The 17,552-nt window shown below is 70.6% G+C and carries 18 protein-coding genes and 1 riboswitch; of the genes, 2 read left to right on the top strand and 16 right to left on the bottom strand.

The genetic code is table 11. The features are described 5' to 3' along the window. Positions 1-5 precede the first annotated feature (5 nt). The 9 genes from PV363_RS03885 to PV363_RS03845 all read right to left on the bottom strand — a co-directional run bounded on the left by PV363_RS03885 (position 6) and on the right by PV363_RS03845 (position 9,663). Positions 6-1,160 (bottom strand): Gfo/Idh/MocA family oxidoreductase, encoded by a 1,155-nt coding sequence (locus PV363_RS03885; protein ID WP_220344360.1) that lies wholly within the window; start codon positions 1,158-1,160, stop codon positions 6-8. After that, the gene (locus tag PV363_RS03880) at positions 1,157-2,122 is read right to left on the bottom strand and encodes an ATP-binding cassette domain-containing protein (RefSeq protein WP_301021715.1); all 966 of its coding nucleotides are present in this window, start codon (positions 2,120-2,122) and stop codon (positions 1,157-1,159) included. Before PV363_RS03880 ends, PV363_RS03885 begins: the two co-directional genes overlap by 4 nt. Beyond that, positions 2,119-3,156: an ABC transporter permease gene (locus tag PV363_RS03875; protein WP_220344358.1), complete on the bottom strand. Its 1,038-nt coding sequence runs from the start codon at positions 3,154-3,156 to the stop codon at positions 2,119-2,121. The genes PV363_RS03880 and PV363_RS03875 overlap by 4 nt, the downstream gene beginning before the upstream one ends. A 71-nt stretch (positions 3,157-3,227) precedes the next feature. Then, positions 3,228-4,187 (bottom strand): sugar ABC transporter substrate-binding protein, encoded by a 960-nt coding sequence (locus PV363_RS03870; RefSeq protein WP_220344357.1) that lies wholly within the window; start codon positions 4,185-4,187, stop codon positions 3,228-3,230. Beyond that, entirely contained in the window at positions 4,184-6,106 is a 1,923-nt protein-coding gene (gene iolD / locus PV363_RS03865) for a 3D-(3,5/4)-trihydroxycyclohexane-1,2-dione acylhydrolase (decyclizing) (RefSeq protein WP_301021714.1), read from the bottom strand. Before iolD ends, PV363_RS03870 begins: the two co-directional genes overlap by 4 nt. Then, positions 6,103-6,963 (bottom strand): 5-deoxy-glucuronate isomerase, encoded by an 861-nt coding sequence (gene iolB, locus PV363_RS03860; RefSeq protein ID WP_301021713.1) that lies wholly within the window; start codon positions 6,961-6,963, stop codon positions 6,103-6,105. The genes iolD and iolB overlap by 4 nt, the downstream gene beginning before the upstream one ends. Beyond that, entirely contained in the window at positions 6,960-7,856 is an 897-nt protein-coding gene (locus PV363_RS03855; protein WP_301021712.1) for an aldolase, read from the bottom strand. Before PV363_RS03855 ends, iolB begins: the two co-directional genes overlap by 4 nt. Beyond that, positions 7,853-8,797, bottom strand: coding sequence for a 5-dehydro-2-deoxygluconokinase (gene iolC / locus PV363_RS03850; RefSeq protein ID WP_301021711.1), 945 nt, complete (start codon positions 8,795-8,797; stop codon positions 7,853-7,855). Before iolC ends, PV363_RS03855 begins: the two co-directional genes overlap by 4 nt. Continuing rightward, the gene (locus PV363_RS03845) at positions 8,794-9,663 is read right to left on the bottom strand and encodes a TIM barrel protein (RefSeq protein WP_220344354.1); all 870 of its coding nucleotides are present in this window, start codon (positions 9,661-9,663) and stop codon (positions 8,794-8,796) included. Before PV363_RS03845 ends, iolC begins: the two co-directional genes overlap by 4 nt. 121 nt (positions 9,664-9,784) lie before the next feature. Here PV363_RS03845 and PV363_RS03840 point away from each other — a divergent pair, with 121 nt between their 5' ends. Further along, on the top strand, positions 9,785-10,525 hold the full coding sequence (locus PV363_RS03840) for a GntR family transcriptional regulator (RefSeq protein WP_301021710.1): 741 nt from the start codon (positions 9,785-9,787) through the stop codon (positions 10,523-10,525). On the opposite strand, the gene PV363_RS03835 is transcribed toward PV363_RS03840, so the two are convergent. The 5 genes from PV363_RS03835 to PV363_RS03815 form a co-directional block, all read right to left on the bottom strand. After that, positions 10,506-11,534, bottom strand: a complete 1,029-nt coding sequence (locus tag PV363_RS03835; RefSeq protein WP_220365786.1) for an ROK family glucokinase — start codon at positions 11,532-11,534, stop codon at positions 10,506-10,508. The two genes, PV363_RS03840 and PV363_RS03835, sit on opposite strands and share 20 nt — an antisense overlap. Positions 11,535-11,543: 9 nt before the next feature. Continuing rightward, positions 11,544-12,488, bottom strand: a complete 945-nt coding sequence (locus PV363_RS03830; RefSeq protein ID WP_220344351.1) for an ROK family glucokinase — start codon at positions 12,486-12,488, stop codon at positions 11,544-11,546. Next, the gene (locus PV363_RS03825; protein WP_220344350.1) at positions 12,479-12,832 is read right to left on the bottom strand and encodes a hypothetical protein; all 354 of its coding nucleotides are present in this window, start codon (positions 12,830-12,832) and stop codon (positions 12,479-12,481) included. The genes PV363_RS03830 and PV363_RS03825 overlap by 10 nt, the downstream gene beginning before the upstream one ends. 85 nt (positions 12,833-12,917) lie before the next feature. Then, complete coding sequence (locus PV363_RS03820) at positions 12,918-13,367, bottom strand: SRPBCC family protein (protein ID WP_220344349.1); 450 nt, start codon at positions 13,365-13,367, stop codon at positions 12,918-12,920. 36 nt (positions 13,368-13,403) lie between these two features. After that, positions 13,404-13,829: a hypothetical protein gene (locus PV363_RS03815; protein WP_220347029.1), complete on the bottom strand. Its 426-nt coding sequence runs from the start codon at positions 13,827-13,829 to the stop codon at positions 13,404-13,406. A gap of 97 nt (positions 13,830-13,926) precedes the next feature. Here PV363_RS03815 and PV363_RS03810 point away from each other — a divergent pair, with 97 nt between their 5' ends. Next, positions 13,927-15,717: a long-chain fatty acid--CoA ligase gene (locus PV363_RS03810; RefSeq protein WP_220347028.1), complete on the top strand. Its 1,791-nt coding sequence runs from the start codon at positions 13,927-13,929 to the stop codon at positions 15,715-15,717. 159 nt (positions 15,718-15,876) lie between these two features. On the opposite strand, the gene PV363_RS03805 is transcribed toward PV363_RS03810, so the two are convergent. Both PV363_RS03805 and PV363_RS03800 read right to left on the bottom strand, forming a co-directional pair. After that, entirely contained in the window at positions 15,877-16,902 is a 1,026-nt protein-coding gene (locus PV363_RS03805) for a C40 family peptidase (RefSeq protein WP_220344346.1), read from the bottom strand. 8 nt (positions 16,903-16,910) lie between these two features. Continuing rightward, a riboswitch (cyclic di-AMP (ydaO/yuaA leader) is annotated at positions 16,911-17,052 on the bottom strand. A 138-nt stretch (positions 17,053-17,190) separates the two neighbouring features. Further along, on the bottom strand, positions 17,191-17,454 hold the full coding sequence (locus PV363_RS03800; RefSeq protein ID WP_255559404.1) for a hypothetical protein: 264 nt from the start codon (positions 17,452-17,454) through the stop codon (positions 17,191-17,193). Between the last annotated feature and the right edge of the window lie 98 nt (positions 17,455-17,552).

The raw sequence follows: 17,552 nt of genomic DNA, 5'->3' as shown, positions 1-17,552 counted from the left end.
GCCCGTCACAGCGCCACCCACCGTCGCTCGACGATCGAGGCACGCATCGCCTCGACGATCTCGGCAGCGACGACCGCATCGTCGATCGTCGCGCCACGCGGCGTGCCGGTGGCGATCGACTCGACGAGCCGGAGGGCCTCGACGACCTTCAGGTCGTCGTACCCCATCGCGATCCCCGCCCCGGGCTGGAACGCGGACACGACGCCGTCCTCCGGTCCGACGAACACCGTCGCGTACGAGGCGTCCTGGTAGTCCTGGTCGAGGCAGACGCGCAGCTCGCCCATCCGGCGGAAGTCCCACGCCAGCGCACCCCGCTCGCCGTGCACCTCGATCCCGTACGAGCACTGCTCGCCGACGGAGGTCCTCCCCGCCTCGAGCACGCCCCGCGACCCGTCGGCGAAGCGCAGCAGCGCGGAGACGTAGTCCTCGTTCTCGACCTCCTGCAGCGGTCCCTGACCACCGCGGGAGAAGTGCGACGCAGCACCGACAGCCGCCGGACGCCGAGGGATGAAGCGACCGTCGTCGGCGACCAGCTCGCCGATCTCCCCGACCACGTGACGGGCGAGGTCGACCGCATGGCTCACGAGGTCACCGAGCACACCGCTGCCGGCCAGGTCCTGGCGGAACCGCCAGGTCAGCGCCCCGGCGGGGTGCGCGGCGTAGTCGGAGAGGAACCGGACGGTCGTGTGGGTCACCGCGCCGATCCGGCCCGAGGCCACCAGCTCCCGTGCGCGCTGGACAGCGGGCGCGTTGCGGTAGTTGAACCCGACGGTCGCCTGGACGCCCGCCTCTCGGGCCGCGGCAGCGATCTCGCGCGTCTCGACCGCGGTCCGCCCGGCCGGCTTCTCCACCCACAGGTGCTTGCCGGCCCGAGCCGCCGCGACGGCGACATCTCGGTGGACGTGGTTGGGTCCGGTCACCGAGACGACGTCCACGTCGTCACGGGCGACCAGGTCGTGCCAGTCGTCCACGAGCACCTCGGCACCGTAAGCCCTGGCGGCCCGCCCGAGCCGGTCGTCGGGGGCAGGATCGGCTGCGGCGACCACCCGGACGCGCCGCGGTAGGTCGGCGAAGTGGTGGGCCAGGCGGCTGACGGCTCGCGCGTGGACCTCGCCCATCCAGCCGAACCCGACGATCCCGAGCCGGAGCTCGTCGGTCATGGGCGCGGGGACGTGCCGTGTCCGGGGGACGTCTCGGTCGTCGCGCCGTGCGACGTCTCGACCGCTGCCTCGACACCGGCGGCGTCTGCGCTCATCTCCTGCGCGATGGTGGAGTCGGCACCCAGGTCGCGGCTCAGCTCGTGGCTGAGCGCCTCCAGCTCGGCGCCACCGGCCATCATCGCGGTGAGCTCGTCGAGCGTCATCTCGGACTTCGGAAAGTCGCCCATGCTGCGTCCGCGGCGCAGCAGCACGAAGCGGTCACCCACGGGGTAGGCGTGGTGCGGGTTGTGCGTGATGAAGACGACGCCGAGGCCCCTCTCGCGAGCCTTGGCGATGTATTTCAGGACGACGCCGGACTGCTTCACCCCGAGCGCGGCGGTGGGCTCGTCGAGGATCAGTACGCGGGCCCCGAAGTGCACCGCGCGGGCGATCGCGACGCACTGCCGCTCTCCGCCTGACAGCGTGCCGATCGGCTGGTCGACGTCACGCAGGTCGATCCCCATGTCGCCGAGCTCGCTCTTGGTGATCCGCTTCATGGCGGGGATGTCGAGCCGCTTGAGCGGACCGCGGCCCTTCGTCGGCTCCGAGCCCAGGAAGAAGTTGCGCCACACCGGCATCAGCGGCACGACCGCGAGGTCCTGGTAGACGGTGGCGATGCCGAGGTTGAGAGCCGCGCGAGGGCTGGAGAACTGCCGCGCGATGCCGTCGACGAGCAGCGTCCCCTCGCTGTGCTCGTGGGCGCCGGCGAGGATCTTGATGAATGTCGACTTGCCCGCGCCGTTGTCGCCGAGGACGCAGGTCACCTCACCGGCCTTCACCGTGGTCGAGACGTCGCTGAGCGCGATGATGTTGCCGTAGCGCTTGCCGATGTCACGGACCTCGACGATCGTCGTCCCTCGAGGCGGCGGAGCGCTGGTGCTGACGTCGTCGCTGGTGGCCTCGTCCCTGCTCGCTGTGCTCATCGCGCGTTCTCCGCCCTCTTGCGAACCCAGTTGTTGATCAGGCAGGCCCCCAGGAGCATCACGCCGAGGACTGCCTTGAGCCAGTTGCTGTCCCACCCCGAGTACGGGATGCCCTGGTTCACCATCCCGTAGATCAGCGCGCCGAGGGCGGCGCCGATCGCCGAGCCGTACCCGCCGGTCAGCAGACACCCGCCGACGACCGCGCAGATGATGTAGATGAACTCCTGGCCGATGCCGGTGTTGCTCTGGACCGTCGAGGTACGGAACAGCACGAGCATCCCGACCAGCCACCCTGCGAAGGCCGTGGTCATGAAGAGACCGATCTTGGTGCGGAAGACGGGCACGCCGACCTGTCGCGAGGCGGTCTGCGCACCGCCCACGGCAAAGATCCAGTTGCCCGCGCGGGTCCTCATCAGCACCCACGAGGCGATGATCGTGACGGCGATCCACCAGAAGACCGAGACGTGGATGGTGGCGCCGCCGACGGTGACGGTCGATCCGAAGATCTTGTGAGGCTGGTCGTAGAAGGGGACGTTGGACATCCCCTGGATGGCGACCTGGCCGATGATGAGCTTGACGAGGGCGAGGTCGATGCCCTGGAGCACGAAGAACGTGCCGAGCGTGACGATGAAGCTCGGCAGGCCCGTCTTCATCACCATGAAGCCGTTGAGCGCGCCGACCGCGAGCGCGAGGGCCAACGCGACCAGGATCGCGACCCAGATGTTGAGGCCCCAGTGCGTGGTGAGAACCCCGACCGTCAGTCCGGTGAAGCCGGTCATGACGCCGGCGGAGAGGTCGAACTCGCCGCCGATCATGAGCAGTGCGACGGCTACCGCCATGATCCCGATCGTCGAGGAGGTCTGGAGCCACGTGCTGGCCCCGGCAGGAGTGGCGAACGTCTCCGTGGTGAGGGCGAAGAAGAGGAACACCGCGAGCGCGGCGATCAGTGCGCCGATCTCCGGGCGCTTGAGGAGTCGCGCGACCGGTCCCGTCGCTGCGACCCGCTCGTCTGGTTGTGCGGTAGCCGTTGCCATCGTCGTTCTCCTGTCACGGTGGCTGAGAGGGGTGGTGGGGCCTCGTTTTCACGAGGCCCCACCAGGCGTTGTCAGCGCGTGCCGTTCTTCGCGAACTGGAGCACGTCGTCGGCATTCTCCTGCGTGACGAACGCAGGTCCCGAGTTGACCGGCTGGCCACCACCGAGGTCGTTGCCGTTGAGGTCCTTGAGGTACAGGGTGGTCACCCCGAGGTAGCCCTGGACGTACGGCTGCTGGTCGACGGCGAAGAGGATCTTGCCGTCCTGGATGTTGGTGATGACGTCCTCGGACAGGTCGAACGTCGCGACCTTCGCGCCACTGCCTGACTGCTCGACCGCTGCGACCGCGTCGATCGCGTACTGCCCACCGAGGGTCAGCACACCGTCGACGGCGGAGTCCGCCTGGAGCTTGGAGGTGATGCTCGCCTGGACGGCCGCGTCGTCGGTGCCGTCGACCTGGAGGTTCTCGACCTTGCCGCCGAGCGTCTCGTTGACGGCCTTGCACCGCTCCTCGAGACCGACGTTGCCGGCCTCCTGGATCACGCACACGACGTTCTTGAGGCCCTCGGACTTGAGCCGCTCCCCCACGGCCTTGCCGGCGATGGCCTCGCTCTGACCGATGTGGGTGATCGCGCCGAACTCCTGGAACCGGTCGACGCCGGAGTTGATCGTGACGACCGGGATACCGGCGCTGACGGCTCCCTTGATGGCCGTCTCCAGGCCGTCGGGGTTGGCCATCGAGACGACGATGCCGTCGACCTTGTCGGCGACCGCGCCGTCGATCTTCTGCGCCTGGCCGGCCGGGTCGGGATCGCTCTCGTAGCGGACGGTGACTCCGTAGTCGTCCGCGGCCTGCTCGCCCCCGGACTTCACCCGGTCCCAGAAAGCGTCGCCCGAGCTGGAGTGCGTGATGACGGCGTAGGTGAAGTCCTTCTTGTTGTCTGACGCGCCGTCGTCCTGGCCCGTACCGCTGCACGCGGTCAGCGTCAGCGCTGACGCCGCGACGACTCCGAGGAGCCTGAGTTTGTTCATGACTGGCGATCTCCTTGCTGTTCTGTGATGGTCCCGAGATGGTGGCGCTGGGCCGCCTTGTGCTGCTCGTACGTGGTTCGGGCGGCCCGGGTCGTGTCGAGGGTCGACACCTCCGAGACGGGGACGTCCCACCAGGCCGGACTGTCCGGCGCCGGGACGAGCGGATCGGTCTCGACGTGGATCACGGTCGTACGCTCCGACGCCTTCGCGCTGCGCAGCGCCGCCCTGAGGTCGTCGAGGCCCTTGGCCACGATCACGTCGGCCCCCAGCGACGCGGCGTTGGCGGCCAGGTCGACCGGAAGACGCTCGCCGTCGAGGCCGGTAGGCGTCCGATAGCGGTACCGCGTGCCGAAGCGCTGCGAGCCGAGCGACTCCGACAGCGCACCGATCGAGGCGAAGCCGTGGTTCTGTACGAGCACGACGATGATCTTGACATCCTCCGCGACCGCAGTGACCAGCTCGGTCCCCATCATGAGGTACGAGCCGTCCCCGACCATCACCACCACGTCGCGCGGATCACCGGTGTCGTCGGCCGCCAGCTTCACCCCGAGACCGCCCGCGATCTCGTATCCCATGCACGAGAAGCCGTACTCCACGTGGTAGCCCTTGCGGTCGCGCGTACGCCACAGCTTGTGGAGGTCACCCGGCATGGACCCCGCCGCGCACACCACCACGTCGCGCGGGTCCGTGCCGTCATTGACAGCGCCGATCACGGCCGACTGCGCGAGCAACGGCTCGTTCTCGACCGCGTACGCCGCCTCGACGACGGCATCCCACGCGCGGGCGCGCTCCGTCGCCTCGCTGGTGTGCTCCGCCGGCGCCCGCCACCCCTCCAGCGCGACCCCGAGCGCCTCCAGACCGGCGCGGGCATCGGCGACGAGCGCGAGCCCGGACTGCTTGTGAGCGTCGACGCTCGCCACGTTGAGGTTCACGAAGCGCACCTCGGGACGCGCGAACACCGTCCGGGAGGCCGTGGTGAAGTCGCTCCACCGGGTGCCGACCCCGATGACGACGTCGGCCTCGTTGGCGAGAGCGTCGGCGGCATCGCTCCCGGTCGCACCGATCGCCCCGACGGCCTGCGGGTGGTCGTACGGCAGGGACCCCTTGCCCGCCTGGGTCTCGGCGACCGGGATGCCGGTGGCCTCCGCGAAGTGGCGGAGCGCACCGTCGGCACCGGAGTAGATGACGCCGCCGCCGGCGACGAGCAGCGGTCGCCGCGCCGACCGGACGAGGGCGGCGGCCCGCTCGACGGCCGCGGCCTCCGGCACCGGCCGGGCGACATGCCACACCCGCCGGTCGAACAGCGCCTCGGGCCAGTCGTACGCCTCGGCCTGGACGTCCTGGGGCAGGCAGAGCGTGACCGCTCCGGTGTCGGCGGGGTCGGTGAGGACCCGCATCGCGGCCAGCAGCGCGGACGGGAGCTGCTCGGGGCGCTCGATGCGGTCCCAGTAGCGCGAGACCGGGCGGAGTGCGTCGTTGACCGACGCCGTCATGCTGGCCGGGTCCTCGAGCTCCTGGAGGACGGGGTTGGCGACCCGGGTCGCGAACACGTCGCCCGGGAGCAGCAGCACCGGCAGTCGGTTGATCGTGGCGAGCGCCGCACCGGTGACCATGTTCGTCGAGCCCGGCCCGACCGACGCCGTCACCGCGAACGCGGCCAGCCGGTCGCGCTGGCGGGCGTAGGCGACGCTCGCGTGGACCATCGCCTGCTCGTTGCGGCCCTGGAGGTAGCGCAACCGTCCCGGGTCGTCCGACAGCTCCCGCTCGAGCAGAGCCTCCCCGATGCCGGCGACGTTGCCGTGCCCGAAGATGCCCCAGCACCCTGCGAAGAAGGCGTTCTCGGCACCGTCGCGTTCGACGTGCTGCACCTCCAGGAAACGGACGACGGCCTGGGCGACGGTCAGTCGGGTCGTGGTCATCGGGGTCCTCCCATCGGGAGCCGGGGATCGACCGGCTGCGTCGTCCACGTGTCGCGCACCCAGGCGTGCTGGGGATCATCGCTGATGAGCCACGCCCGCTCGTGACCGGGGCCCGCCATCACGTTGAGGTAGTAGAGGTCGTAGCCGGGTGCCGCCATCGACGGGCCGTGCCAGCCGTACGGGATGAGGACCGCGTCGCCCGAGCGCACCTCGGCGAGGACGTCGATGTCCGCACCGTCGTGCCCGTACACGCGCTGGTAGCCGAAACCCGCCCCGTGCGGGCCGTCGGCGACCTCGAAGTAGTAGATCTCCTCCAGCGCACTCTCACCGTCCCCGTCCTCGTCGTGCTTGTGCGGCGGGTAGGACGACCAGTTGCCTCCTGGAGTGAGCACCTCGCACACGATCAGCCTGTCGGCCTCGAAGGTGCCCGGCAGGCAGAGGTTGTGGACCTGCCGGCTGGCGTGGCCCGCGCCACGCAGCTCGACGGGCACGTCGACCGCAGGTTGCTGCCGGAACGCGAGAGTACGGTCGCACCGCGCCGAGGCCAGCGCGAACCGGCCGCCCTCCTCGCTCACGACCTCGAAGTCCGCCCCCCGAGGCACGTACACGAAGTCGCTCGGTCCGGTGAAGACGTCGGGCCGTCCGGCGACGACGTGCACCTGGTCCCCGCAACGGACCCGGCAGGAGCCCGCCAGCGACAGCACGAGGACCTCGGTGTCGTCGGTGGCGGCGCCGTACGACTCGCCTGCGGCCAGCCGCAGCACCCGCAGCCCGCTGAACTCCCACCCCGCCACCTCCGGCGTGACCTCGAGGGCGGTCGAGCCTTCGGCAGCGCTGTGCAGCACATGACGGCTCATCGGGCGATCATCTCCACCGTCGCGTCCACGGCGGCCTCCACGTCGCCGTCGGGGGGATAGAGGAGCGAGCGACCCACGACCATCCCGCGCACCTGCGGGCTGGTCAGAGCCTTGGACCAGGCTGCGAACTGAGCCCCCTGGTCGGCCGACACCTCGCCGCCGAGGAGCACCACCGGCAGCGTGGTCGCGGCGAGGACCGACTCCATGTCGTCGACGACCGGGAGCTTCAGCCACGTCCGCGCGGAGGTCCCGCCGAGACCCGCGGCGACCGAGGCCGCGCGCACCACAGCCTCGGTCGTGAGGTCGTTGCGGACCCGGCCCCGGTCGTCTCGGTGGGAGATGAACGGCTCGACCATCGCCGCGAGCCCGTGGGCGGCGAGGTCGTCGACCGCACGTGCGCAGGCTTCCATCGTCCGCACGGTAGCGGGGTCCGTCGGGTCGATGCGCAGCAGCATCTTGCCACCCTGGAGACCTGCCCGGTCGATCGCCGCAGCCTCGTACCCGGTGAAGCGGTCGTCGATCTCGAAGCTCGTGCCGGCGAGACCGCCGCGGTTCATCGACCCGAGCACCACCTTGCCCTCGAGAGCGCCCAGGAGGAGCAGGTCGTCGACGAGGTCGGCGGTGCCGAGGAATCCGTCCACACCAGGACGGTCGAGCGCCCTCACGATCCGGTCCAGCAGGCGGGCCCGGTCCCCCATGGCCAGCGGCTCGTCTCCGGCGCGCAGTGCACCGCGGGCAGGGTGGTCGGCAGCGACGAGCAGGAGCCGCCCGGTCTGGCCGGTCAAGCCCTCCGGTCGCCTCCGGCCGCGGGCGAGCCGCGCGATCCGGTCGGGGTCGCGGACCCGCGCGTCGACGAGGTCGGCGACGGCGGCGTCGGTCACGCGCGCGCTCACGCGGCTCGTCCGAGCATCGTCGTCACCTGGTCGACGTCCGGCATCGCATCGGCACACGCGAGCTGACCGGCGACGTACGCGCCGGCGGCGTTGGCGAACTCCAGCGTCCGGCGCAGGTCCCAGCCCGCCAGCAACCCGTGGCAGAGGGCGCCACCGACGGCGTCACCGGCCCCCAGTCCGTTGACGACGTCCACGGGGACCGGCGGCACCACCACGTGCTCGCGCCGGTCCGACCCGAGCACGCCGGCCGGGCCCTGCTTGACGACGGCCAGGTCCACCCCGGCGTCGCGCAGAGCCTTCGCCGCGGACTCGGGGTCGGACTCGCCGACCGCGACCTGACACTCCTCGCGGTTGCCGACGGCCACCGTGACGTACGGCAGCGCTCGCGCCACCTGCGCGGTCGCCTCCGCGGCCGACGACCAGAACATCGACCGGTAGTCCAGGTCGAGGACGGTGACGCCGCGCCTGCCTCGTGCCTCGAGCGCGGCCAGGGTCGCTTCCCGGCTCGGCTCCTCGGCGAGACCGGTGCCGGTGACCCAGAAGACATCAGCCGCACGCACCGCGTCCAGGTCGAGCTCGTCGGCGCGGATCTGCAGGTCGGGCGCGGTGGGGAGGCGGTAGAAGTAGAGCGGGAAGTCGTCCGGCGGGAAGATCTCGCAGAACGTGACCGGGGTCGGCAGGCCCGCCACGGCCGTCACGAACCGGTCGTCGACGCCGAAGCCGTCGAGCGCGCGGTGGACGAACCGGCCGAAGGGGTCCTCGCCGGTGCGGGTGATCACCGCCGCCCGGCGCCCGAGCCGGGATGCAGCGACGGCGACGTTGGTCGGGCTTCCGCCGAGGAACTTGGCGAACGACGTCACCTCGTCGAGACCGACCCCGATCTGCTCCGGATAGACGTCGACACCGACCCGGCCCATCGTGAGCACCTCGAAGCCGGTCACGAGGCGAGCCCTTCGAGGTAGGCAAGGCTCGTGCGCACGTCCTCGAGGGGTCCGTCCCCCGTCGGGTCACCGTCGAGCATCACGTCCTGCTCGAGGACGTACCAGCCGTCGTAGCCGCGCTCCTCGAGCGTGGTGACGAGCCCGACGACGTCGACGTCGCCGCGACCGAGCGGGCGGAAGAGACCACCGCGGACGGCCTCGCTGAAGGAGACGGAGCCTTCGTGGACCTCGGTCGCGAGCCGCGCGTCGACGTCCTTGAGGTGCACGTGCCTCACCCGCTCGGCGTGCACCTTGGCCAGCGGCAGCGGGTCGACACCCGCCGCCATCAGGTGACCGGTGTCGAGGCACAGCGCCACCCGTGACCGGGCCATGACCGTCCCCACGTCCTCAGCCCTCTCGACCACCGTGCCCACGTGCGGGTGGAGCGCGAGGCTCAGACCGCGCGCCCGGACACGGTCATCGAGAACATCGAGGTTCACGCAGAGCGTGCGCCACTGCTCGTCGGTCAGCTCCGGGCGCGCGTCGTACCCGGTCACGCCCGTGGCGGCGGCAAGGACGACGACCATCGCGCCGGCAGCGACGCAGGCGTCGGCGAAGGCGTCGAGCTCGGGCGCCGGGTCGTGACCGGCGTCGTGGAGCACCACCGGAAGGAATCCGCCGACCGCCGTCAGCCCGTGCTCACCCAGCGTCCGTGCCCTGGTCGCCGGCTCCCGTGGCAGCCAGCCCTCGGGGCCGAACTCGGTCGCCGTCAGGCCCAGCCGGCTCATCTCCTCGAGCACCCGCTCCACCGGCAGCTGGAACCCCCACCCGTCGACCTCGCTCACACCCCACGAGATCGGGGCACCCGCGATGCGGCCACGCTCCATCGTCACCCGCCTCCGTCGATGCTTCACCTGATCCGTCAGTGTGACGTGGGGCACAATCGACTGTCAACGATTTGTCCGGACATATAGACCTAGTGGCCGCCCCCGCCCCTATAGTGCTCGCATGGGTGCGCGGCCGGAGATCTCGCTGGACCGCTCGAGCCCGGTCCCTCTTTACTTCCAGATGGCCGAGCAGCTCGAGGGTGCGATCGTCAGCGGCACGCTCGCACCCGGCGACAAGCTGGACAACGAGCTCGTCCTCGCCGACCGGCTCGGACTCTCGCGCCCCACGGTCCGCCCGGCGATCCAGGTGCTCGTCGACAAGGGCATGCTCGTCCGCAAGCGAGGCGTCGGGACGCAGGTGGTGCACGGCAGGGTCAGCCGTTCGGTCGAGCTCACGAGCCTGCACGACGACCTGACCGCGGCCGGGCAGGCCCCCCGTACGGAGGTGCTGAGCCTCGCTCGCCTCGAGGCGAGCGAGGAGAGTGCGCGCGCCCTCCAGCTGGAGCCGGGCAGCCCGGTCTGGTCGCTCGAGCGGGTCCGCTACATCGGCGACGAGCCACTCGCGCTCATGCAGAACCTGCTCCCCGCCTCGCTGCTCGACCTCGCCGCGGTCGACCTGGCCGACAACGGCCTGTACGCGGCACTGCGCCGCGCCGGGATCTGGATGCGGGTCGCCAAGCAACGGATCGGCGCCCGTCGCGCCGACGCGCGGGAGTCGCGGCTCCTCGGCGAGCGCAGGGGGGCGCCCCTCCTCACGATGCAGCGCACGGCGTACGACGACGCCGGGCGTGCGGTCGAGTACGGCGAGCACGCCTACCGCCCCGACCTCTATGCGTTCGAGCTCACCCTCGTCGACCGCTGAGCCGCACCAGCGAGCCCTCGGCGCGAGGCCGGCGACGCCGCCCCCGCCGTGCACGACGACGCACCGAGCGGGCCATGTCGGCCGCGCCGATCATGCCCGCGTCGTTGCCGAGGTGGGCGCGCACGATCAACGCCTCCGGGCGGAAGCCTCGACCGGTGAGCGTCCTCCGGAACGACTCGCGCGCAGGCTCGAGCAACAGCTCGTCGGCGTCGGAGACTCCCCCGCCGATCACGAACAACGCCGGGTCGAACGCAGCCGCCAGGTTGGCGATGCCGATCCCGAGCCACGCGCCGACGTCCTCCAAGCACCGCAGAGCGTCTTCGTCCCCGTCACGCGCCAGCTCCGACACCACCAGCCCGCTCACCTGGTCCGGGTCACCGTCGAGGCGCTCCAGCAGCCGCTTGCCGTAGTCGTCGCCGCGATCCATCGCCTCGCGTGCGTCCCGGATCAGCGCGTTGCCGCTCGCGTACTGCTCGAGGCAGCCGTGGTTGCCGCACTCGCACGCCCGGCCGTCCGGCACGACGATCATGTGCCCGAACTCCCCCGCGATGCCGTACCGGCCGCGGTGCGGTCGCCCGTCGATCACCAGCGCCCCGCCGATGCCGGTGCCGAGGGTGAGACAGACCATGTACTCCTCGTTCTGGGCGGCACCGAACCGCCACTCCGCCCAGCCGGCGGCGTTGGCGTCGTTGTCCACCAGGACCGACAGCCCCGTACGCCGCTGCACCGCGTCCCGCAGCGGCTCGTGCCGCCACGCCAGGTGCGGGGAGAAGAGCACGGTGGACTGCGTCGCGTCGACGAAGCCCGCCGCGCCGATGCCGACGGAGGTGACGTAGTGGTGCCGTCGTAGCGTCGCCACGATGTCCGCGATCGCGTCGAGGACCGCCATCGGGCTGCTCGTCGGCGTGTCCCGGCTCAGACGTGCCAGGACATGACCGTCGAGGTCCACCACACCGGCCTTGACCCGAGTGCCACCGATGTCGATCCCGATCGAGAGCCGCTCAGCCATCGTGCCTCGTCACCGCGCGCGAGCGAGGTCGGCGGCACCGATCATGCCGGCGTCGTTGCCCAGGCTCGCGGGCCGCAGCGTCGCCTGCGGACGATAGACCGGGGCCGAGAGCGTACGGAGGAACGACGCGTGCGCGGGCTCGAGCAACAACGCCCCTGCCTTGGCGACACCACCGCCGATTGCGACCACGCTCGGGTCGATGACCGCCGCCAGCGACGCGATGCCCTCTCCGAGCCACCGGCCGACGTCGGCGATGAGCTCGATGGCCAGAGGGTCGCCCTTCTGGGCCTGCTCGGTCACCATCTGCCCCGTGATCCGCGTGACGTCACCGTCGATCAGCGCGGCCAGCGGCTGCGCCTGCGCCATCCCCGCACTGATCCGGTCGCGGGTCTCGCGCACCAGCGCGCGGCCTGAGGCGTACTGCTCCCAGCACCCGTACTGGCCGCAGCCGCACCGGATCCCGGCGGGGACCATCCGCAGGTGACCGATCTCACCGGCGACGCCGAACGCGCCCCGGTCCAGGCGTCCACCCTGGATGATCCCGCCACCGATGCCGGTGCCGACCGTGACGAGGAGCATGTCGTCGACGTCGGCCCCCGCCCCGAACCGGAACTCGCCCCACGCCGCGGCGTTGGCGTCGTTCTCGATCACCACGGGAAGGTCGATGAGGTCTTCGAGGCGGTCGGCGAGCGGTTCGTCGATCCACTTGATGTTGGGGGCGAACAGCACGGAGCGCCGCGCGGCGTCGACGAACCCGGCGGCGCCCACACCGACGGCCTCCACCTGGTGGTCTCGCTTGAGGGCGTTGACGGACCGGCCGACGGCGTCCCCGATGAGGGTGGGGTCCGTCGCCGGCGTCTCCAGCTGGTCGTGAGCGATGACGGTGCCGTCCACGTCGACGACACCCACAGCGATCTTGGTGCCGCCGATGTCGACGCCGACCGTCAGCCCCATGGCTCGTCCTCCCCGTCCCTGTCCGCCGGCCCGTCGGCGGCCGCCCGCCCGGACGCGTGCGGCGGACGCGTCTGCGCCCACGCGTCCACCACACCACGCGCGGCGAGGGTGAGCGAGGCCAGGGCCGACGTCAGGTGGTCGGCCACCTCGGGGCGCGCGTGACGCACGACTGTCATGAGCTGGCACAGGGGGCAGGAGTCGCAGGTCTCGGGACGATGCTCGGCCGACGAGGTGTCGTCGGCTCCTCGCCGGCCCTGCGACGCCTGGTCGGCGAGCACGCGAGCGAGCTTGAGGGCCTCCTGCGCGAGGGTGCCGACATGGTCGTCGCCGGTGTGTTCGGTCATGCCTCTCCTCGTGCAGAGAACCTGGGGACGTGCGAGCGCGGTCGTCAGATCCTATCGAGACCCGCGCCTCGCCACGTCGTCCCGGTCACACCTCGGATGACTCGACGCGCTTCTTGAGGCCCTTGAGAGCTGTCTCGATGATGACCTTCTCCGCCTTGCGACGGAGCATCCCCAGCAGCGGGATGGAGACCTCGACAGCGAGACGGTAGGTGACGCGGGTCCGCCCGTCCTCGAGGGGTTCGAGGACGTAGGCCCCGTCCATGCCCGTGACCATGGACCCCGGCTCGGTGACTCGCCAGTCGACCTCACGGTCGCCGTCCCAGGTGTAGCCGAGGGTGTAGGTGTCGCGGATCGGCGTGGCGTCGAGGACGAACTGCACCTCGGTGGGGCGTGCCCGGAACTCGTCGAGCTCCACGACCCGCGCCTCTTTCACCCCCGTCGCCCACGAGGGGTACGACGCGAAGTCGGCGATGACCGCCATGATGACGCCGGGATCGGCGTCGACCACGATGTCGCTGGTCGTCTGGTCAGTCATCCAGAGCCCTCCTGGTCGTCGGTGCTGCGGCCGACCCTATCGCGCATCCCGGACGTCCTCGGTCGGGGCAGCCCCGCGCTGCGCTGTGGCGGGCGGCTCCCCGACGGGCCGTCCGACGTCGAGAGTGTCCCGGACCTGGGTCACCCATCGCTTCAAGCGCTCCCGTACGTCGCGCTCCATCCGCCGGGCGCCCTGCGTCGACATCCCCGGCGCGCTCGGGTCCGCCTGCAGGAACAGGTGCACGATCGTCCCCTCGGGCGCCTGCTCCAGCCACACCTCGGCCGTCCCGTCGAGCGTGCCGCTCACGCTCCAGCGCTTGCCGCGGTCGCCCCGGTCCTCGAAGCACCGCAGCTCCAGGCCGGGCAGCACCTCGGACCAGCCGGACTCCGCGCAGAGAACCTCGCGCAACTGGCGCTGCGGCACGGGCGCGTACGTCTGGTCGATCACGTCCACCGCCGGCATCGAGGTCTCCTTCGCAGGTGCTCCGAGTGGTGAATGTAACCTGCCCCAGGGGGAGTACGTCGTGTCGGCGTACCCAGATCACTCGATCGGAGGCAGAGTGCGTACCTACGCGACCCCAGCCACGTACCAGGTCCCAGAGACGGGCAGCATCACCAACGACATCCTGGTGCGGGTTGACGAGGACCCTGACCGGGTCGCCTTCCAGCGCAGGGTCTCCGGCGCCTGGACCGACGTCACCATCGCGCAGTTCCGCGACGAGGTCGTCTCCCTCGCCAAGGGGTTCGTCGCCGCCGGAGTCGCGCCGGGAGATCGTGTCGGTCTCCTCTCCCGCACGCGCTACGAGTGGACGCAGGTCGACTACGCGCTGTGGTGGATCGGTGCCGTCTCCGTCCCCATCTACGAGTCCTCGTCGGTCGAGCAGATCTCGTGGATCCTGTCCGACTCCGCCGCGGTGGGCTGCGTCGTGGAGAACGAGGAGCACGCGGAGCGGGTCGCGGCGTCCGGCACCGATCTCACCGACCTCAAGAACGTGTGGGTCATCGACTCCGGTCTGGACACTCTCGCCGCGTCGGGTGCCGTCATCTCCGACGCCGACCTTGCCGCCCGTCGTGACGCCGTGGCTCCGTCGGACCTCGCCACGATCATCTACACCTCCGGCACGACCGGACGCCCCAAGGGCGCAGAGATCACGCACGCCAACTTCATGTTCGAGCTCGGCGACGTCATCGACGTGCTTCCTGAGCTGTTCCACGACAACTCCGTGACGCTGCTCTTCCTGCCGCTGGCGCACGTCTTCGCCCGCATCGTCGAGGTCGGCTCCATCCGGGCAGGCGCGAAGCTCTCGCACTCCCCGGACGTCAAGAACCTCCTCCCCGAGCTGGCGGAGATCAAGCCGACGTTCCTCCTGGCTGTCCCACGCGTGTTCGAGAAGATCTACAACGGCGCCAGCCAGAACGCCCACGCGTCCGGCAAGGGCAAGATCTTCGACGTCGCGACCTCGACGGCGATCGCCTACAGCCGGGCGCGCGAGAGCGGCAAGCGCATCGGCCCGGTCCTCAAGGCGAAGCACACGCTGTTCGACCGGCTGGTCTACGCCAAGCTTCGCGACGCCATGGGCGGGCACGTCGAGCACGCGATCTCCGGCGGCGCTCCGCTGGGCGAGCGGCTCGCGCACTTCTTCTCGGGCATCGGCATCCCGGTGATCGAGGGGTACGGCCTCACCGAGACCACGGCCGCGCTCGCGGCGAACCTCGCCGGCGACTCCAAGATCGGCACCGTCGGGCGCCCTCTGCCGGGCACCGAGGTCCGGGTCGCCGATGACGGCGAGCTGCTGTTCCGCGGCGGACAGGTGTTCCGGGGTTACTGGAACGCGCCGGAGGCGACGGCGGCCGCGTTCGATGAGGACGGCTGGTTCCACACCGGTGACATCGGTGAGATCGACTCCGACGGCTTCATCTCCATCACGGGCCGCAAGAAGGAGATCATCGTCACCGCCGGCGGCAAGAACGTCGTGCCCGCGGTCCTCGAGGACCGCATCCGGGCGCACGTCCTGGTGAGCCAGGCGGTGGTCGTGGGCGAAGGCAAGCCCTTCGTCGGCGCACTCATCACGCTCGACCAGGAGTCGATCGGCTCGTGGCTCGAGAACCACGGCAAGCCGGCTGATACGCCGATCGAGCAGCTCGCTGACGATCCCGACGTGCTGGCGGCCGTGCAGACCGCGGTGGACGAGGCCAACTCCCACGTGTCCCGAGCGGAGGCGATCCGCAAGTTCCGGGTCCTCGCCAAGGACTGGACCGAGGAGGGCGGCCAGATCACACCGACCCTCAAGCTCAAGCGCAACGTCGTGATGCGTGAGCACCGCGACGACGTCGAGGCCCTGTACGGCTAGGCCTCAACCCCACGCAGACAGCAGCCCCCGGCGCACACGCGCTGGGGGCTGCTGTCGTCCGTGAGGGTTCGGAGCTGCTGCCCAGCGGTGGCCGCACGTCGTACGCAGAAGAGCCACGACCCGAGACGGGTCGTGGCTCTTCGTACGGAGCGGAGGCGATCAGCCGACGCGACGCACTCCGCTGACCGGCATGACGTCCACCGAGACGATCTCGACGCTGCGCCCGGGACGCGGGGCGTGGATCAGCTTGCCGTTGCCGATGTAGATGCCGACGTGGCTGACCGGGCTGTAGTAGAACACCAGGTCGCCCGGGCTCATCGACGACCGCGACACCGAGGAGCCCATCCCGGACTGCGCGGAGGACGAATGCGGGAGCGACACGCCGGCCGCGCCGAACGCCTTCATCGTCAGGCCCGAGCAGTCCCAGCTGCCGGGGCCCGCAGAACCGTAGGAGTAGGGCTCGCCCAGCTGCGCCATCGCGAAGTCGATCGCCTTCTTGGCCCGCCCGGACGCGTTCACCTTCGGGGCGCTGGTCGACGGACGGTCTTCGCTGCGGCTCGGACCACCGTGGTCGTTGTCGTAGACCTCTTCGCGCTCAGCAGGAGTCAGGCTCGCGACGAGAGCCTCGGCCTTGGTGACGCGATCGTCGAGCTTGGCCTTCTGCTTGGTCATCTCCTTCTGCGACTCCGAGATGATCTCGAGCTTGGAGGAGAGCTGCTCACGGCGGACCTTGAGCTCTCCGGCCTCGCGCTCGAAGGCGGCCAGCCGGTCGGCCTGGGTGCTGTTGTAGGACTGGAGCGCCGTCAGGCCCTCCAGGAACTCGTCGACATCGTCGCTCGCGAGCAGCTGGGTGGTCGGGCCCATCGGGGAGCTCGACAACCGCTCGGTGACGGTCTTGGCGAGGGCGTTGCGGACGTCCTCGACCTCAGCCTGCTGCGCCTTGACGTCGGTCCGGAGCTTCTTGATCTGCTTCTTGGCTCCGTCGACCTCGGTCCGGAGCTCGAGGAAGCGCTCGTTGGCCTGCTCGGCCTCGTGGCTGAGCTCGGCGACCTTGCGCTGGGCCTCGGACAGGCTCGGCGTCTGGGGGTCTGCTGCGCTGGGGGACGCGGTGAGCGTGGCAGCGAGGACCAACCCGGACCCGGCGGCGACTGCTGCCCTCATCGACAGCTTTCGGCCGTTCCGCACTCGGCGGCTCCTTCACGTTCTCGACGCCTACCGGGTGAGCTGACGGGTTCGGGCCAAGAACGTGCCCTACCGTCCGAGCGGACGGATTCACCCCAGGAACGTGGGTCCCCGGCTCCAGCGTCGATCGGGGGATCTCGGCCGAACTAGGCGGCGTGCCTGCGCCCTCCGGGGTAGAGAACTCCTCAGACACGCGAGCCTCACCCTATGCGCCAACGGGGTGGGGAATCAACGTGAAGCAGTGGGAAAGTCAGATCTCTCTCGCGGGCGGCGGTGGTTGGGTGAGAAGGCTCACACGTCGTCGATGGTCTCGCTGTCGGTCTGGGTCACGAGGCGGAGCGGAGACACGAGGCCGGCGGCGCTCAGCGCCTGGAGCGCGGCACCCTCGTCGGCGTCGATGCTGACGCCCTCGTCGGGGGCACCGAGCAGCGCGGTCACCACGCAGTCGCCGCATGCCTGGGGCCGGGCGAGGCAGCGACCGCAGTCGATGGTCAGAAGCTCGCCGTGACCCGTCGCCGGGCCCGGCTGCTGATGGAGCACGCGGGATTCGTCCATGCCCTGGACGCTACGCAGCCGCTCTGACACAAACCCGTCGTGCGACACGCCGTACGCCCCGACGGCCGGACATGTCAGCGGACGCACCTACCGTCGTT

This window comes from Mumia sp., assembly GCF_028803055.1.
Lineage (GTDB): Bacteria > Actinomycetota > Actinomycetes > Propionibacteriales > Nocardioidaceae > Mumia.
The sequence above is the reverse complement of the archived record's forward strand: the minus strand, read 5'-3'. Positions and strand labels throughout refer to the sequence as shown.

Coding starts and splice junctions, on each gene's coding strand:
- iolB (WP_301021713.1), bottom strand. CDS start 6,963: ATGAGCCGTCATGTGCTGCACAGCGCTGCCGAAGGCTCGACCGCCCTC.
- PV363_RS03815 (WP_220347029.1), bottom strand. CDS start 13,829: ATGCCGGCGGTGGACGTGATCGACCAGACGTACGCGCCCGTGCCGCAG.
- PV363_RS03835 (WP_220365786.1), bottom strand. CDS start 11,534: ATGGCTGAGCGGCTCTCGATCGGGATCGACATCGGTGGCACTCGGGTC.
- iolD (WP_301021714.1), bottom strand. CDS start 6,106: ATGACCACGACCCGACTGACCGTCGCCCAGGCCGTCGTCCGTTTCCTG.
- PV363_RS03820 (WP_220344349.1), bottom strand. CDS start 13,367: ATGACTGACCAGACGACCAGCGACATCGTGGTCGACGCCGATCCCGGC.
- PV363_RS03825 (WP_220344350.1), bottom strand. CDS start 12,832: ATGACCGAACACACCGGCGACGACCATGTCGGCACCCTCGCGCAGGAG.
- PV363_RS03800 (WP_255559404.1), bottom strand. CDS start 17,454: ATGGACGAATCCCGCGTGCTCCATCAGCAGCCGGGCCCGGCGACGGGT.
- PV363_RS03875 (WP_220344358.1), bottom strand. CDS start 3,156: ATGGCAACGGCTACCGCACAACCAGACGAGCGGGTCGCAGCGACGGGA.
- PV363_RS03880 (WP_301021715.1), bottom strand. CDS start 2,122: ATGAGCACAGCGAGCAGGGACGAGGCCACCAGCGACGACGTCAGCACC.
- PV363_RS03870 (WP_220344357.1), bottom strand. CDS start 4,187: ATGAACAAACTCAGGCTCCTCGGAGTCGTCGCGGCGTCAGCGCTGACG.
- PV363_RS03845 (WP_220344354.1), bottom strand. CDS start 9,663: ATGGAGCGTGGCCGCATCGCGGGTGCCCCGATCTCGTGGGGTGTGAGC.
- PV363_RS03885 (WP_220344360.1), bottom strand. CDS start 1,160: ATGACCGACGAGCTCCGGCTCGGGATCGTCGGGTTCGGCTGGATGGGC.
- PV363_RS03840 (WP_301021710.1), top strand. CDS start 9,785: ATGGGTGCGCGGCCGGAGATCTCGCTGGACCGCTCGAGCCCGGTCCCT.
- PV363_RS03830 (WP_220344351.1), bottom strand. CDS start 12,488: ATGGGGCTGACGGTCGGCGTCGACATCGGCGGCACCAAGATCGCTGTG.